The organism is Bradyrhizobium sp. USDA 4504 (genome assembly GCF_054063995.1).
This window is the reverse complement of the sequence record NZ_JBSSGV010000001.1, coordinates 5,962,951-5,978,424: the sequence shown is the minus strand read 5'-3', so window position 1 is coordinate 5,978,424 and position 15,474 is coordinate 5,962,951. Positions and strand designations below refer to the sequence as shown.

14 protein-coding genes are annotated in these 15,474 nt (G+C 65.1%); 7 read left to right on the top strand and 7 right to left on the bottom strand.

Annotation, left to right across the window (positions count from 1 at the left end; translation table 11 throughout):
* Positions 1-70: 70 nt before the first annotated feature.
* From ACVMB1_RS28240 to ACVMB1_RS28225, 4 genes are all read right to left on the bottom strand, one after another.
* Complete coding sequence (locus ACVMB1_RS28240) at positions 71-922, bottom strand: carbohydrate ABC transporter permease (RefSeq protein WP_076829618.1); 852 nt, start codon at positions 920-922, stop codon at positions 71-73.
* Positions 919-1,788: a carbohydrate ABC transporter permease gene (locus ACVMB1_RS28235; RefSeq protein ID WP_076829621.1), complete on the bottom strand. Its 870-nt coding sequence runs from the start codon at positions 1,786-1,788 to the stop codon at positions 919-921. The genes ACVMB1_RS28240 and ACVMB1_RS28235 overlap by 4 nt, the downstream gene beginning before the upstream one ends.
* 203 nt (positions 1,789-1,991) lie before the next feature.
* Positions 1,992-3,377, bottom strand: a complete 1,386-nt coding sequence (locus ACVMB1_RS28230; RefSeq protein ID WP_057019053.1) for an ABC transporter substrate-binding protein — start codon at positions 3,375-3,377, stop codon at positions 1,992-1,994.
* A gap of 156 nt (positions 3,378-3,533) precedes the next feature.
* A complete protein-coding gene (locus ACVMB1_RS28225; RefSeq protein ID WP_076829623.1) occupies positions 3,534-5,501 on the bottom strand; it encodes an AsmA family protein in 1,968 nt (655 codons plus the stop codon).
* Between the two features lie 244 nt (positions 5,502-5,745).
* On the opposite strand from ACVMB1_RS28225, the gene ACVMB1_RS28220 reads away from it, so the two are divergent.
* The 6 genes from ACVMB1_RS28220 (at position 5,746) to ACVMB1_RS28195 (ending at position 10,761) form a co-directional block, all read left to right on the top strand.
* Positions 5,746-6,453: a CoA transferase subunit A gene (locus ACVMB1_RS28220; protein WP_016842309.1), complete on the top strand. Its 708-nt coding sequence runs from the start codon at positions 5,746-5,748 to the stop codon at positions 6,451-6,453.
* A 24-nt stretch (positions 6,454-6,477) separates the two neighbouring features.
* The gene (locus ACVMB1_RS28215) at positions 6,478-7,128 is read left to right on the top strand and encodes a 3-oxoacid CoA-transferase subunit B (RefSeq protein WP_018268725.1); all 651 of its coding nucleotides are present in this window, start codon (positions 6,478-6,480) and stop codon (positions 7,126-7,128) included.
* 1 nt (position 7,129) lies between these two features.
* The gene (locus ACVMB1_RS28210) at positions 7,130-7,774 is read left to right on the top strand and encodes an N-acetyltransferase (protein WP_076829626.1); all 645 of its coding nucleotides are present in this window, start codon (positions 7,130-7,132) and stop codon (positions 7,772-7,774) included.
* 351 nt (positions 7,775-8,125) lie between these two features.
* Complete coding sequence (locus ACVMB1_RS28205; RefSeq protein ID WP_076829629.1) at positions 8,126-9,133, top strand: GlxA family transcriptional regulator; 1,008 nt, start codon at positions 8,126-8,128, stop codon at positions 9,131-9,133.
* Positions 9,134-9,236: 103 nt separating this feature from the next.
* A complete protein-coding gene (locus ACVMB1_RS28200; protein ID WP_076829632.1) occupies positions 9,237-9,764 on the top strand; it encodes a tautomerase family protein in 528 nt (175 codons plus the stop codon).
* Between the two features lie 13 nt (positions 9,765-9,777).
* Positions 9,778-10,761 (top strand): carbon-nitrogen hydrolase family protein, encoded by a 984-nt coding sequence (locus tag ACVMB1_RS28195; RefSeq protein WP_141342314.1) that lies wholly within the window; start codon positions 9,778-9,780, stop codon positions 10,759-10,761.
* 59 nt (positions 10,762-10,820) lie between these two features.
* On the opposite strand, the gene ACVMB1_RS28190 is transcribed toward ACVMB1_RS28195, so the two are convergent.
* The 3 genes from ACVMB1_RS28190 to ACVMB1_RS28180 form a co-directional block, all read right to left on the bottom strand.
* Positions 10,821-12,188 carry an MFS transporter gene (locus ACVMB1_RS28190; RefSeq protein WP_076829638.1) on the bottom strand — a complete coding sequence of 456 codons (1,368 nt, stop codon included), beginning with the start codon at positions 12,186-12,188 and terminating at the stop codon, positions 10,821-10,823.
* A 79-nt stretch (positions 12,189-12,267) separates the two neighbouring features.
* A complete protein-coding gene (locus ACVMB1_RS28185; protein WP_076829640.1) occupies positions 12,268-13,797 on the bottom strand; it encodes an aldehyde dehydrogenase in 1,530 nt (509 codons plus the stop codon).
* Complete coding sequence (locus tag ACVMB1_RS28180; protein ID WP_076829643.1) at positions 13,794-14,447, bottom strand: GntR family transcriptional regulator; 654 nt, start codon at positions 14,445-14,447, stop codon at positions 13,794-13,796. Before ACVMB1_RS28180 ends, ACVMB1_RS28185 begins: the two co-directional genes overlap by 4 nt.
* 157 nt (positions 14,448-14,604) lie before the next feature.
* On the opposite strand from ACVMB1_RS28180, the gene ACVMB1_RS28175 reads away from it, so the two are divergent.
* Positions 14,605-15,399 carry an alpha/beta fold hydrolase gene (locus ACVMB1_RS28175; protein ID WP_076829645.1) on the top strand — a complete coding sequence of 265 codons (795 nt, stop codon included), beginning with the start codon at positions 14,605-14,607 and terminating at the stop codon, positions 15,397-15,399.
* The last annotated feature ends 75 nt before the right edge of the window (positions 15,400-15,474 follow it).

Sequence of the window (15,474 nt, the reverse complement as noted above, 5' to 3'; positions counted from 1 at the left end):
CGAGATTCCCCGATGCGCAATTGCGCATCTGAGGTCTGGTGCTAACGCACCATCCCGGAATGACAGCGCGTCACGACTTGACAGCGCCTGCCGTCAGCCCGCCGACCATGTAGCGCTTGAAGGCGTAATAGACCGCGGCCGGCGGCAGCGCGTAGATGAAGCCGGTGGTCATCAGGAGCTCCCACGGCGAGTCGTCCGCGGCGAGGAAGTTGCCGAGCGCGACCGGCAGCGTGATGTCGGTGTCCTTCGACAGCAGCAGGAACGCGTAGAGATATTCGTTCCAGGCGAGCAGGATCGCATAGGTGCCGACCGCGACCAGCGACGGCATCATCAAGGGCACATAGACCAGGCGGAACAGCTGCAGTGTGGTGGCGCCGTCCATCGTCGCGGCCTCGTCGAGCTCGACCGGCAGCTTGTCGGAGGCCTGCTTCAGGACCCAGATCGCGTAGGGCGCGGCGATCGTCACCATCGCGAGGATCAGCGACCAGTGATTGTTGAGCAGGCCGTAATTGCCCATGGTGCGGTACATCGGCACGGCGAGGAACGCGGCCGGAATGAAGTAGGTGAACAGCGCCATGTTCATGACGGCGCGGCCGCCCGGCACGCGCAGCCGCGAGATCGAGAACGCGGCGGCGGTGGCGACGAACAACGTCAGCGCACCGACCGCGAGCGCGATCACGGTCGAATTCCAGAACTGGATCCAGAAGTCGCGCAGGAAGTAATGCTGCTGGTGGAACACGATCGAGAAATTGTGCAGCGTCGGATGCGTCGGCCACAGCTTGCCGGTGAACGCGTCCTCCTTCGGCGAGATCGCGAACACGAACATGTGGTAGATCGGGATCATGGTCCAGATGAAGACCGGGATGCCGATCAGCAGCAGCTTGGCTTCGGTACCGACTTCGCGGAGGGTGGGCAGCTTCATCGCGACAACCGTTTCATCATGAAATAGACCAGCGGCAGCACGAACGGCATGGCGCAGACGATCGAGGCCATCGCCAGCGAGAGCTGGTCGAGGCGCAGATAGCGGATGCCGAGGGTCGACAGCACGTGGGTGAGGTCGGCGGGGCCGCCGCCGGTGAGCAAGTAGACGCTGTTGAAGTCGCCGAGCGTCCAGATCATCGAGAGCAGCGTGCAGGTGATGTAGAGCGTCTGCATCGACGGCCAGGTGATGTAGCGGAATTTCTGCCACCAATTGGCGCCGTCGACGTCGGAGGCCTCGTACAGATCGTGCGAGATCGCGAGCCGCCCGGTCAGCAGGATCAGCGTCCAGAACGGCAGCGACTTCCAGATGTGCACGCCGATCGCCATCGCCAAAGCGACCGACGGATCGTTCAGCCAGTTCGGGCCGTCGTCGCCGGTGAACTTGAAGATCAGCTGGTTGACCACGCCCCATTCGGGATTGAGCATGAAGCGCACCGACAGGATGGTCGGGATCGAGGGCACCGCCCAGGGCAGGATGAAGATGACAGACAGCCACCTGATCCAGGGCCGCTGCTGGGCGAAGAAGCCGGACAGGAACAGCGCGATCAGCATCTTGATGTTGATGCCGATGACCAGGAAGATCAGCGTGTTGATCGCCGCGCGCGCGAAGATCGGGTCGTGATAGAGCGCGACATAGCTCGCCGGATGGCGCGCCAGCCACAGGCCGTAGCCGACCGGATAGACCACGAAGGCGAGGAAGACGAGCAGATAGGGCGCGAGCAGCACGATGCCCCAGACCTGCGGCGGCGACAGCCGCGCCGACAACGGCGGCGAGGGGACATCGGATGCGGAGAGTGTGATCGCCATTCGATTACTCTAAGATGTCGCTTACGTCGTCGATGTCGCCTACGTCGTCGTCCCGGCGAAGGCCGGGACCCATAACCACAGGGCCCGGCCGTTGCCAGAAAGCCGTCGACCAGCCTGCTCCCAAATTACTGCCTCGGCGTATGGTCCCGGCTTTCGCCGGGACGACGCGGAGCAAGTGTCGGCAGTGCCGGTCATCGTTGATGTTACCCCGCGACCTGCTTGATGCGGGCGATCAGTTCGTCGACGGCCTTGTCCACCGGCACCTTCTCGCTGACGACGCGGTTCATGGCTTTGGCCCAGACGTTCTCGTTGTTCAGGATGGTGAACTTCCAGTTCTTGGTGAAGTCGAACGGCGCGGTGCCGCCGGTGAACTGATTCCACACCGCCTTGCGGTGCCGGTCGGCCTGCCAGAACGGGCTCGCCTGGCTGGCCTTGGTCACCGGGAACCAGCGACCGAGCGCGCCCTCGACATAGGGCCGCACATTGTCTTCCTGCATCAGGAACGCGATGAACTGCTTGCCTTCCGCCTTGTTCTTGGCGTTGGCGAAGATCAGCCCGGTCTTGACGTCGGAGCGGTACTTGATGGTCGAGCCGTCCGGTGCCTTGGGGAAGGACGCGGTGATGATGTCCTGCTCATAGGCCTGCTTGCCGGCGGCGCGCTGCGCGTCGGTCAGCGCCGGGTTGGTGGAATCCTCGAACCACTTCGCCGCGATCGAGATCGTGAAATTGTGGGTCATCACGATCGTCTTGTTGTGGAAGGCGACGTTGTTGTCCGGATCCTTCCAGGTCGTCGAGGAGGGCGGCGTGCAGCCCTTGATGTAGGTGTCGGTGTAGTCCTTCAGCGCGTGGATCAACCCGTCGCGCACCTTGGGATCGTCGACCAGGAGCTTGCCGTCGTCGTCGACCAGCTTGACATGATAGGCGTCCATGAAGGTGTAGAACGACTGGAACGAGTCGGTGGATTCCACGCCCATCGGCTGGCCGACGCCGTAGATGCGCTGGCCGGTCGCCTTGCGGATCGCCGGCTGCACCTTGTCGCACCAGAACGACCAGTAATCCTCCCACTTGGTCGGGATGTCGGCGGCCTTGAAGCCGGCCTTCTCGAGCATGTCGCCCCAGATCTGGACGTGCATGCTCTGCTGCTTCAGCGGGAAGCCGTAATAGGCCTTCTTCTTGGCGACGTCGTTGTAGAGCAGCGCCGTCTCCAGCGTGTTCGGCGCGAACGCGTCCTTCATCGGCAGCAGGATGTCGGAGAGATCCTCGAGTTTGCCTTCATAGGCCCATTTGCCCTGGGCCTGCACATCGTAGGTGTCCGAATAGGCGACGTCGGGCACGGTGCCGGAATCGAGCGCGGCGACCGTCTTCGGAATCATGTCCTGGATCGCGTATTGCGACAGTTCGACCTTGATGCCGGTCTTGGCTTCGAATTTCTTGATCGTCTCGAGCAGCGCGTCGTCTTCGGATTTGTAAAATCCCTTGCCCCACCAGACGGTGATCGTCTTGCCCTGGGCCAGAGCGGGTGCAGTTGCGGCGAACAGGCCGACCGCGGCGACCGCAATTGATAGCGCACCGATAACCTTGGATCTCACGTTGTTCTCCCTCATGAGGCCGGCTTTTTAACCGGTTGGAGAAAACACTAGCGCATGCCCGTGACCCGATAAAGATGTCGCGCCGCCGACTTGTGTAGGGGTTTGCGGCGAGCGCGTGGATCGGTCCCGGTGCATCGATGCGCAAAGTGAATGGATTCAGTTCGACTTCGCATTCTCGGCCGACGCCGCCGGTGCGCCGCCGGGCGCGCCTGCCGCAGCATCGGGCGCCGCCGCGGGCCGTGCGGCTCCTCCGCCGGTGAAGCGCTCGATCACCGAGCGCACCGCGTCACGGGTCTTGCGATCCTTCACCGCATCGAGCAGCGGAGCGGAGGCCGGCGAGCGGCGGATCAGGCTTTCCGGATCGGGGAAGATCAGCGGATCGTCCCACGGGCCCTGGATCACGAAGGGCAGATCGAAACCGTTGCCGCCGGCCGATGCCGAGGTCAGGCTGGCGACGCCCTTGAGATCGTATTCGCGCGACGGCACCGAGGCCGTGCCGGTCAGCGTGATCTTCGCGGTGGGGCTTTCGACATGAATGTCGTCAGCGGTCGCGACGCCGTCGGCGAATTTCACCGAGATGCTGAGATTGTCGTAGGGCGTCGAGCCGGAGCGGAAATTGCCGCCGCCGGACAGCGGCCGCTTCTCCAGCCGCTTCAACAGCTGCTCGACATTGAAGCCCGCGATCGCGCCGTCATGTCCATTCAGCGTCGCGGTGCCGTCGAGCGACGACGCGAGCCCGAACGGGCTCGAGCCCGAGGCGGTCAGCGAGACGTTCAGGTTGCCGCGGCCGGACAGCTTGTTGATGCCGAACAATTCGCTGGCGCAGGCCTGCAGATCGACATCGGTGAACTGGAATTGCGCCCTGACGTCGGCGACCGCATCCGAGCGCGCGATCGCGAACGAGCCCTTGGCGATGCCGCCATACATCTGCGCCTCGCCGACGCTGAGCGCCAGCGCGCCGCCGCGCAGATTGGCGCCGAACGCGGTGCGGCCGAGCTTGGACGGGCCGACCGTGACCTTGGCCGCCGACAGGCGCATGTCGAGATCGGTCGACGACAGCGAGGAAAGGTCGAACAGCTGCCTGTTCCAGTCGCGCTGGCCGCTGGCCAGCAGGCGGAACGTCGAGATGTAAGGCGTGAAATCGAGGTTGCCGGCGGCAAGCGTCGCCTGCAGCGTCTGCCGGCCGTTATTGGCGTAGGTCATCACGCCCTCGGCGACGTTGCCGTCGAGCTCGACATTGACATTGGTGAGCGCGACCGAGCCGCCGACCACATTGGCGCGGGCCTTCAGCGCGAAGCGGCCGAAGCCGCCACCGCCGCCGGGCGGGGCCTGGCCCATCCAGCGCAACGCGTTGCGCAGCGACGGTGAGTCCATGGTGGCGACGCCTTCCATCATCAGGCTGGTGCGGTTGGCGACGGTTCCGTCGAAAGCAACTTTCAGCGGCGCGCTGGCGAGCCGTGCCTTCAGACCGGAGCGGTCGCCCGACAGCAACGCGACGAAGTCGCTGGCGCTGATCGAGCCGTCGACGCGTTCGCCGCGCCAGTCGAACTGGCCGGTTGCGGCAAAGGAACGCGAGATCGAGGGCCAGGCCAGCGACAGGTCGATATCGCCGAGCTGCTCGGAGATGTTGTTGGTGCCGTCCTGGTAGTTCAGCTCGCCGTCCTGGATCCGGATTTCGGAGAACGACACCTGGTTCTCGGCGCCGGGCGTCATCGCCTTGGCGATGGTCTCGACGAACGGCGTCCAGTTGCTCTCGCCGGCGCCGTCGCGGACCACATGGATATGCGGACGGAGCATCATGACGTCGGCAATCTCGAACCGCCGCAGCAACAGCGGCAGCAGGCGCAGATTGGCGGTCAGCACGTCGACCTGCAGGGCGGGACCGATGGTATCGGCGCCCTTCAGCCCGACATTATGAAAGGAGACGTAGCTGCCCGGAAAAACCGAGACGTCGATCGGGCCGTTGACGACGAGTTCGAGCCCGGTCACGGCGCGGATCTGCGCCTCCACCGCGCGCTGCAGCGCGTCCCGGTTGAGGAACCACGACGTTCCGACCAGCCCGACCAGCGCCAGGCCGAAAAGCGCCGCGATCGGCATCCCCAGGCGCTTAATTCCTTGGGCCATCGTCAATGACATATCCGGGTCGGGTTGAATTTTGTCGGGTCGTCGTCGAACACAGCGGGCTCTCGCCGGAGGCCCCTGCCAACCCACGCAACTTGAAGGGTTTTCTTGTCGCTTTCAAGGCCATGTTGCTGCCGCGGGCCGCCGCCCGTCGCCGCACCGGGCCGTGATTGACGCATTGCGAAGATTTCGCCTAATAATCCGCTTTGCCACAGCCGTTCCGCGCCCTCCATCAGGTATTCGCTGCATGAACAAAGTTTATCCCGACGCCAAATCGGCACTCGATGGTCTCCTCAAGGACGGCATGATGATCATGTCGGGCGGCTTCGGCCTCTGCGGCATCGCCGAGACCCTGTCCGACGCGATCCGCGAGTCCGGCGTCAAGGGCCTCACCGTCGTCTCCAACAATGCCGGCGTCGACGGCATCGGCCTCAGCCGGCTGCTGGAGACCCGCCAGATCAAGAAGATGATCTCGTCCTATGTCGGCGAGAACAAGCTGTTCGCCCAACAGTATCTCGCCGGCGAGCTCGAGCTCGAGTTCAACCCGCAGGGCACGCTGGCCGAGCGCATCCGCGCCGGCGGCGCCGGAATCCCGGCCTTCTACACCAAGACCGGCGTCGGCACGCTGATCGCCGAGGGCAAGGAAGTGAAGGAATTCGACGGCGAGAAGTACATCATGGAACGCGGCCTGTTCGCCGACGTCGCCATCGTCCATGCCTGGAAGGGCGACACCGCCGGCAATCTGGTCTACCGCAAGACCGCGCGCAACTTTAACCCGATGATGGCGACCGCCGCGAAGGTCACCGTCGCCGAGGTCGAGCACCTGGTGCCGGCCGGCGAGATCGATCCGGACCACATCCATACCCCCGGCATCTTCGTCAAGCGCATCGTCGAGGTCGGGACCGGCAAGAAGCGGATCGAGTTCCGCAACACCCGTCCGCGGCCCGCCGCCTAAAACATAATCCTTCAGGAGAGCCACATGGCCTGGACCCGTGAACAGATGGCCGCCCGCGCCGCCAAGGAGTTGCGCGACGGCTATTACGTCAATCTCGGCATCGGCATCCCGACGCTGGTCTCGAACTACATCCCCGACGGCATCGACGTCAGCCTGCAGAGCGAGAACGGCATGCTCGGCATGGGCCCGTTCCCCTATGAGGACGAGGTCGACGCCGACCTGATCAACGCCGGCAAGCAGACCGTGAGCGAGCTGCCCTCGACCAGCTATTTCTCGTCGGCCGATTCCTTCGGCATGGTGCGCGGCGGCCATATCGATCTGTCGATCCTTGGCGCCATGCAGGTGGCGCAGAACGGCGACCTCGCCAACTGGATGATCCCCGGCAAGATGGTGAAGGGCATGGGCGGCGCCATGGACCTCGTCGCCGGCGTCAAGCGCGTCGTGGTCGTGATGGAGCATTCCGCCAAGGACGGTCCGAAGCTGCTCAAGCAGTGCAACCTGCCGCTGACCGGCGAACGCGTGGTCGACATGGTCGTCACGGATTTGGCGGTGTTCACCATCGACAAGCACGGCAAGGACGGCATGGCGCTGATCGAGCTCGCCGACGGCGTCACGCTCGACGAGGTCAAGGCCAAGACCGAGGCCGAATTCCGCGTCGCGCTGAAGAACACCTGAGATGATCGGCGCGGGACGATCCTCGATCCGTCCCGCACGATCCGATGACGCCGGCTTCATCGCCCGCATTGTCCTGGCCGCGCAGCGCGGCCCGTTGCCGCGCGGCTGGTTCGACATCGCGCTCGACCGGGGCGAGGCGGAATGCCTGGCGTTCATGACACGGCTCGCCGTGGCGCGGGTGCGGTCATGGTATCACGTCGCCCATTTCCTGATTGCTGAAGTCGATGGCGTGCCGGCTGCCGCGCTGTGCGCGATTCCGGCATCCGGAACCGTCCTCGCCGCACGTGCGGCGATCGAGGAAGTCGCAGCAGAGACCGGCATGGACGCCGATGCCATCGTCGCGCGCGGCGGCTATGCCCGTAACTGCTGGGTACAAGGCGGCGAGGGCGACTGGCTGATCGAGCATGTCGCCCGACAAGCGTCCCATCGCAGCGGCGGCCTGGTGCAGGACTTGATCCGCCGCGCACTCGCCGACGGCAAGACGGCCGGTTACACGCAGGCATCGATCTCGTTCCTGATCGGCAACGACGCCGCCGAACGCTGCTATGCCAAGGCCGGCTTCACCTTCGCCGAAGAGAAGCGCGACGCCGCCTTCGAAGCGATGACCGGCGCGCCTGGCTTTCGCAGATTTGCGCGGGCGATGTGAATAGGGCGCACGGCGAACGGCCCGCATATACATCTGTCGTCCCGGCGAAGGCCGGGACCCATACGCCGCGGCGGATGTTGCAGGCGGGACTCGTCGTTGCAATCGCGCATGACAATTCGCGTCGGTGGTTATGGGTCCCGGCCTGCGCCGGGACGACGGTGAGTGTGCGGCACCGCTTGTGAGTCATACGCCCGCATTTTCGCGACATGGTTTGTCCGGGTTGACAGTTTTTTGCTGAGTTTCCCGTCGGGCAGCCACACGGCGCGGCGCATTCGGCGCCCGCCGCCCGCTTGTCCGGTCGTCCATGCAATGGCAGAATTGCGCCATGTTGTGCAAAATCGGACACGGGCCATGCCACTCATCCGGATCTGGGTCTATGACGGCATCCTCGCTTCGGGCGTGGCGGGGATTGTCGACGTGTTCACCGCCGCCAATTCGGTGACGTCGCGGCGACCGCGACGTCGCAGCGGCACGCCGTCGCAGCTGCGGTGGCGCGTCGAGTCCTTGAGTGGCCGGCCGGTCCACACGGCGTCAGGCCAGGTCATCGGCGTCGATGGGCCGATCGGTGCGCGGTCTTCGGCAGACGCGGTGGTGATCCCGGGACCGTTCGTCGGCGATATCGAGCGTTTCTTCGCGCGGCTCGATACCGTCGAGCCGCTACTCGCGGCGCTGCGTCGGCAGCATGAGCGCGGTACCCTGCTCGCGTCCTATTGCACCGGCAGCTTCATCCTCGCCGAGGCCGGCCTGCTCGACGGCAGGGTTGCGACCACCCATTGGGCGAAGGGACGGACATTCGCGATGCGCTACCCGGCAGTGGATCTGCGCGTCGCCGAGATCCTCACCGAGCAGAACCGCATTGTCTGCTCGGGCGCGGTGACCACCTCGCTCAATCTCGCGCTTCGGCTGGTCGAGAAATTCGCCGGTGCCGACGTAGCCGCCGAGACCGGCAAGCTGATGCTGATCGACAGCAATCGCGTCTCGCAGGCACCCTATGCCAGCCGCGCGCGCGACACGCAGCACTCCGACGCGCTGGTGGCGCGGGCGCAGAGCATGATGGAGAAGTCGCTGCAACAGGGCTTCAGTCTGGCCAGGCTGGCCCGCGACCTTTCGGTCAGCGAGCGGACGTTGAACCGCCGCTTCAAGCTGGCGGTCGGCGAGGCGCCCTTGCAATATCTGCAGGCGCTGCGGGTGGATGTCGCCAAGCGCCTGATCGAAACCACGCGGCTGAAGCTCGACGCGGTCAGCGGGCGCGTCGGCTACAACGATCTGTCGACCTTCCGTCGCCTGTTCAAGCGCGAAACCGGGCTTTCGCCCCGCGAATACCAGCGTCGGTTCGTGCGCAGGGCCCCCGCTAGCTGAGAAGGCCGTGTCCGAATTTGCCCTGAGAATGGCGATACTGCCACTGCTGCAAGGAGCACGCCGCGCATAGACCTCGTCCTGTCAACAACAGGAGGTCGCCTCAATGCCGATGATCGACGTGACAATTCCCGAAGGAGCCCTGAAGCCGGAAGCGGAAGCGCGGCTCATCAAGGAGCTCGGCGATATCCTGATCGGTCACGAGGGGTTCGATCCGGCGAACAAGGTTGCGCAAGGCGTCACCGTTGTCTTCCTGCATCGGCCGGCCGCAGTCTACGTGGCGGGCCGGCCATCGCCATCGCCGCGATTTCGCATCGTCCCGACGGTCCCCGAGGGGCAGTACACCGAAACCTCGCGCGCGGCCTTGGTAAAGGACGTGACCGATGCCGTGGTGCGCGCCGCCGGCGGTTCGTTCGACGATGTGGCGCCGCAGGTATGGGTGTTTCCGACAGAGATCCCCGACGGCCAGTGGGGCAGCCGTGGCGTCATTCGTCCGCTGCCGGACATCCAGGCCTTCATCGCCGGCGAGCACGAGCGCAAGGTCGGCGAGGCGCGTCTGGCGCGACGGCGGCGCGTCAAGGCGCTGGAGTTGCTTGCGGGCGCGCTCGACGCTGCCCGCAAGGGCGTCGACTGACGCGGGCGCAACCATGACATCCGACACGCATTTCAGGCTCGCGGCGGTCCAGGCCGCCGCGGTGCCATTCGATCGCGACGCCTCGCTGGAGAAGGCCTGCCGCCTGATCGGCGAGGCCGGCACCATGGGCGCGACGATCGCCGCCTTCGGCGAGACCTGGCTGCCCGGCTATCCCTTCTTCTGTCACGCGCCGACCGGGCCGAACACGTTTCGCGCGATGGCCGAATATCTCGACAACGCGGTCGAGATTCCCTCGCCCACGACCGATCGGCTCTGCGCCGCCGCCGAGGCCGCGGGACTGGATGTCGTGATCGGCGTCGCCGAACGTGATGCCGTGACCAAGGGCACGGTCTACTGCACGCTGCTGTTCATCGGCCGCGAGGGACGGCTGCTCGGCCGCCATCGCAAGCTGAAGCCCACCTTCACCGAGCGCTCGGTGTGGGCCGATGGCGACGCGGCGGGCCTGCGCGTGCATGAGCGGCCCTATGGCCGGATCAGCGGCCTCAATTGCTGGGAGCACAACACGATGCTGCCCGGCTATGCGCTGGCCGCGCAGGGAACGCAGATCCACGTCGCGGCGTGGCCGGGGCGGGAGCCCGCGGTGGCGCCACCGTCGCCGACGCCGCTCTGGCCGCGGCAGTTGTTGCTGTCGCGCGCGTTCGCCTCGCAGGCCGGCTGCTACGTCATCGCGGTCGGCGGCATGCGCTCGCGCGAAATCACGCCGGAACGTTACCGCGAACTCTCGACGATCGAGTACAGCGGTGACAGCGTCATCATCGATCCGCGCGGCGAGGTCATCGCAGGTCCGGCGCAGGGCGAGACCATCCTGATCGCGGACGGCTCGCGGGAGGCCGTGCTCGCCGCCAAGGCGCTGTGCGATATCGGCGGCCATTATTCGCGCCCCGACCTGCTGCGGCTGATCGTCGATCGCAATCCGCAGGAGCGGGTCATCGACTGCGGCTTCGCCGGGCGTGTCACGCCGGAGATGTGGGAGTGACGCGAACGGCGCGGGTATCCCGCGCCGTCAAAGCTTGTCGCGAGAGAGGTCGCTCCGCCTCACGAAGCTTCCTGCGGAATTGCGGATGGTGATTCCTCGCCCTTGAGCTCCTCGAGGCTGCGGTGCCGCGGCTCGATGCCGAGCGCCCATACGGTGATGATCTGCACGATGAGCAGTCCGATCATCAGGGCCATCACGCCGGCGACGCCGCGCGCTTCGAACAGCATCACGACCAGGAATGGTGTCACGATGGTGGCACCTCGACCGAGTGTGTTGACTATGCCGGATGCCCGCAGCCGCACCTCGGTCGGGAACAGTTCGGGAATATAGATGCCGAACAACAGTGCGACCAAGACATAGATCGGCACGGTCAGCGCGAAGCCGACGGCCGGCAGCAGGAATGGATCCGAGATCATCGGATAGATGACGCCGAGGATGATCGATATCAGCGATGCGCCGATGATCGTGGGCTTGCGGCCCCAGCGGTCGGCGGTCAGGGCGCCGATCGCCGAGCCGATCGGCGCGCCAAGCGCCATCAGCAGCGAGTAGCCGAACGAGGTCGCGACGGACAGGCCCTGCTTGATGAAGAACACCGGCAGCCAGGTCACGAAACCGTAGAGCAGCGTATTGATGGTAATCAGGCATACCGCGCCGACGATCATGCGGGACAGCAGCGGCGCAGCGAACAGCGTGGCGAGATCGGGCGACACCGGTGCCGGCGTTGCAGCCGCGGGCGCCGGCAAGGGCTGACCCTGGGAAGCTTCCTTCTCGATCGCCTGCATCAGCGCCTCGGCCTCGGCGGTGCGTCCCACCGCCTCCAGCCAGCGCGGCGACTCCGGCAGCGACTTGCGCAGGTACCAGACGATCAAGGCGCCGACGCCGCCCAGCACGAACATCGCGCGCCAGCCGAATTGCGGGACGACGACCGATGCGACCAGCAGCGCGATGGGCAGGCCGGTCACGACGCAGACGGCGGTGAAGCCGAGCCACTTGCCGCGGCTCCGGGCCGGCACGAACTCGGTCATGGTGGAATAGCCGACAACATTTTCGGCGCCGAGACCGACGCCCATCACGAAACGGCAGGCAATCAGAAAGGTCATGTTTGGCGCAAGCGCCGCCGCCAGGGACGCGATGCCGAACAGCAGCAAATTGAACTGGTAGGTGAAACGCCGTCCGTAACGGTCGCCGAGGAAGCCGGTGCCGAAAGATCCGAGCATCATGCCGACGAAGGTTGCGGAGATGAACGCGGCGTTTTGGGCGAGCGTCGAGAACCCGGTTTTCAGCGTCACGCCGAGCACTGTGCCGGCGATATAGATGTCGAAACCGTCGAAGAACATTCCGATCCCGATCAGGATCATGATCCGGCGATGGAATGGTCCGATCGGTAGCCGATCGAGGCGGCTCCCGGCATTGACCGATGTCGACATATGCGCTCTCCCCTTGACTGTTTTCCTCGGTGATGCGGCCCGCCATCTGTGGGCGGTTTGCCGCTTTGCTCGACTGCGGCTAGTTCAACCGGCGCTGGCTGGCCGTGTCGCGGTACCAATCGAACGGCTGTTCGTGGGTCGCGACCATCACGCTCTTGGTGTTGAAATGGTCGTCGAAGCTCTCGGTGCCGCATTCCCGGCCGATGCCGGAATCGTCAACGCCGCCCCAGGGCGAGGCCGGATCGAGTCGGTGGTGATCGTTGATCCAGACGATCCCGGCCTTGACCGCGGCGGCCACGCGATGCGCGCGCGCGACGTCGCGGGTGCGAATGGCGGCGGCGAGGCCAAAGGGCGAATCGTTGGCGAGCCGGAGCGCGTCGGCCTCGTCCTTGAAGGGTGTCACCGAGGTGAAGGGGCCGAACACCTCCTCCTGGAAGATCCGCATGTCGGATTTGACGTCGGCGAACACGGTCGGTTCGACGAAAAAGCCGTTGTCGTGGCCCGCGACCTTTGCGGCCACGCCGCCGGTGAGCAGCCGCGCGCCGTCTTCATGACCGTAGCGCGCATAGCTGAGAACGCGGTCGCGCTGGCGTGCCGAGATCACCGGCCCAAGCTGCGTGTTCGGATCGAACGGATCGCCAATGCGGATGGTGCGGGTCTTGGCCTGCAGCTTTTCGACGAACTCGTCGTAGATCGAGGCCTGCACGATATGGCGCGACGCGCAAACGCAGGTTTGGCCGGCGCCGATGAAGGCGCCGAACGCGGCATAGTTGACGGCGCGGTCGACGTCGAAATCGTCGAATATCATCACCGGCGTCTTGCCGCCGAGCTCCATGGTCTGGTGCGCGAACACCTTCGCCGCGGCGCTGCCCGCGATGCGGCCGGCTTCGGTCCCGCCGGTCAGCACAAGCTTGTCGATGTCGCCATGCTCAGCGAGCATCTTGCCGGCGCTCTGGCCGAGGCCAAGCACGATGTTGAAGACGCCGGGAGGCAGTCCGGCCTCGCTGAAGATCTGGGCGAGCTTCAGTGTCGTCAGCGGCGTGTATTCCGATGGCTTGACCACGGTGACGCATCCGGTCGCCAGCACGACGGCAAGCGACTTGCACAGGATCATGAGCGGGTGATTGAAGGGCGTGCAGTTGGCGACGATTCCGATCGGCGTGCGCAGGGTGTAGTTCAGATACGCGCCTTCGACCGGGATGACGGAATCGCGGCGCGACAGCGCCAGTCCGGCGAAGTAGCGGAAGAAATCCGGCAGGCGCGAAAGCTGCGCGCGGGTTTCGTTGACCGGACGGCCGTTGTTCAACGTCTCCAGCCGGTACAGCGTGTCGAGATTGGCCTCGAACGCGTCGGCGAGCCTGTTGACGAGCCGGGCGCGCGCCCTCGTGTCCATCCCGCCCCACGCCTTGCCTTCGAATGCAGCGCGAGCGCTCTTCATCGCACGGTCGATATCCGCGGCGGTCGAATTCGGAATGCGGGCGATGACGTCGCCGGTCGCGGGATTGCGGACGTCGAGCATCTCGCCGTCTCCGGCCCCGACCTCGCGTCCGTCGATGAAGTTGCCGTGGATCTCGACGTCGATCGTCGCGGGCTTCGACGGAATGTTCATGATGACCTCTCTTCGACGATGACGGCGTTGCGCTTGAGTGCCGGCAGCACGCGCTTTTCGGTCGCCGCGATGTGAGCCTTGATGATGCGGGCCGCGGTGCGTGCCTCGCGCCGCTGCATGGCGTCGATCAATGCGACATGCTCGGCCACGAGCTTCGCCGGGTCGTGGCCCTTCAGATTGGAGACGCTGACGCGCACCAGCCGATCGGCCTGGCCGATCAGGTCGCAGAGCGTGGTCGCCATGCGGCGGTTGCCCGATGCGTGCGCCAGCGCCGAGTGGAAGCCGCGATTGTAGGTGATGAAGTCCTCATGGCTGCCGGAGAAGCGACGGAATTCATCGAGTGATTTCAGGATGCTGTCGGGCGCGCTCTCGATTGCTTCGGCGACGCAGGCCGGTTCGAGCGCAAGGCGGAAGCGCAGCAGATCGCGGGCGTCGGACAGCGAGATCGGATTGACCCGGTAACCCTGGCGGGGCTGCACCGTCACGAGGTGCTCGCGCTCGAGCCGCAGCAGGGCGTCCCGGACCGGCTGGCGGCTGACCGCGTAACGCTCCGCCAGATCCTGCTCTCGTATTTCATCACCGGGAGCAAGCTGGCACGATAAAATATCAGATCGCAGGTTTTCGTAGATATTCTCGCGGAGAAGGATCATTTTTATTGGGCCTCCCTGCCCAGTAAAATGCAGTTTGTGAAATATCACGTCAAGCTGAAATCCTTGAAATCCGCGTGATTTGATTTATCAATCGTCCGCAGGGGCGCTTTGGAGCCCCAATGCGCGAATTTCGGGCGCGATTTGAAAGAGAGCGACGATGGACAGGCTTTTGGCCAACCGCACAGTCAACGCAGCCCAGTCGGGCGAAGGGCCGCCGCTGGTCCTGTTTCACTCGCTGCTGTCGGATCGCGCGAGCTTCGATGCGATCGTGCCGGAACTTGCCCGGTCGTTTCGGACCATCGTGCCGGAACTGCCGGGATTTGGTCGGTCGAGCGCGGTTGAGGGTGGCCTTGCCGCGATTGCCGACCGGATGGCGGACGCGGTGCATGACGCGGCTGATGGCACGCCGGCCATCGTGCTCGGCAATGGTTATGGCGGGTTCGTCGCGCTGCAAATGGCGATCCGCCACCCGGCGATCGCGAGCCGGCTGATCCTCGCCGACAGCGGTGCGGCATTCTCCGAGCCGGGCCGCGAGGCGTTTCGCAACATGGCCAGGGTTTCACGCGAGAAAGGGCTCGCCGCGATCACCGACATTGCAATGCGCCGGCTGTTTGCACCGGATTTCCAGGCACAGCATCCCGCGCTGATGCAGGATCGCCGCGACGCATTCCTGCGCACCGATCTCAACGTGTTCTGCGCGGCCTGTGACGCGCTGGCGAGCCTCGATCTTCGTGCCGAACTACGCAGCGTGACGGTACCGACACTCGTCGTGGTCGGCGAATATGACGAGGCGACGCCGCCGCCGATGTCATACGAATTGGCAGGCGGCCTGCCGAGAGTCAGGCTCAGGGTCATTCCGGGATGTGCGCATGTCCCGCAACTGCAATCGCCAAAACTGTTCCTCGATACGATCGGCGATTTCCTGGCGGTCAAGCATAACGCGCCCGCCTGAGGCGCGCGCAAAGGGCTGGATCGCGCCGCGGGTCACGCGGTGGCGTGCCGACAATTTGGGCAGAACGCCCAGCTA

Bases quoted from the DNA above. Each gene is read 5' to 3' on its own strand.
- ACVMB1_RS28235 (WP_076829621.1), bottom strand. From the start codon at position 1,788: ATGGCGATCACACTCTCCGCATCCGATGTCCCCTCGCCGCCGTTGTCG.
- ACVMB1_RS28220 (WP_016842309.1), top strand. From the start codon at position 5,746: ATGAACAAAGTTTATCCCGACGCCAAATCGGCACTCGATGGTCTCCTC.
- ACVMB1_RS28210 (WP_076829626.1), top strand. From the start codon at position 7,130: ATGATCGGCGCGGGACGATCCTCGATCCGTCCCGCACGATCCGATGAC.
- ACVMB1_RS28185 (WP_076829640.1), bottom strand. From the start codon at position 13,797: ATGAACATTCCGTCGAAGCCCGCGACGATCGACGTCGAGATCCACGGC.
- ACVMB1_RS28215 (WP_018268725.1), top strand. From the start codon at position 6,478: ATGGCCTGGACCCGTGAACAGATGGCCGCCCGCGCCGCCAAGGAGTTG.
- ACVMB1_RS28195 (WP_141342314.1), top strand. From the start codon at position 9,778: ATGACATCCGACACGCATTTCAGGCTCGCGGCGGTCCAGGCCGCCGCG.
- ACVMB1_RS28180 (WP_076829643.1), bottom strand. From the start codon at position 14,447: ATGATCCTTCTCCGCGAGAATATCTACGAAAACCTGCGATCTGATATT.
- ACVMB1_RS28190 (WP_076829638.1), bottom strand. From the start codon at position 12,188: ATGTCGACATCGGTCAATGCCGGGAGCCGCCTCGATCGGCTACCGATC.
- ACVMB1_RS28240 (WP_076829618.1), bottom strand. From the start codon at position 922: ATGAAGCTGCCCACCCTCCGCGAAGTCGGTACCGAAGCCAAGCTGCTG.
- ACVMB1_RS28225 (WP_076829623.1), bottom strand. From the start codon at position 5,501: ATGGCCCAAGGAATTAAGCGCCTGGGGATGCCGATCGCGGCGCTTTTC.
- ACVMB1_RS28175 (WP_076829645.1), top strand. From the start codon at position 14,605: ATGGACAGGCTTTTGGCCAACCGCACAGTCAACGCAGCCCAGTCGGGC.
- ACVMB1_RS28200 (WP_076829632.1), top strand. From the start codon at position 9,237: ATGCCGATGATCGACGTGACAATTCCCGAAGGAGCCCTGAAGCCGGAA.
- ACVMB1_RS28205 (WP_076829629.1), top strand. From the start codon at position 8,126: ATGCCACTCATCCGGATCTGGGTCTATGACGGCATCCTCGCTTCGGGC.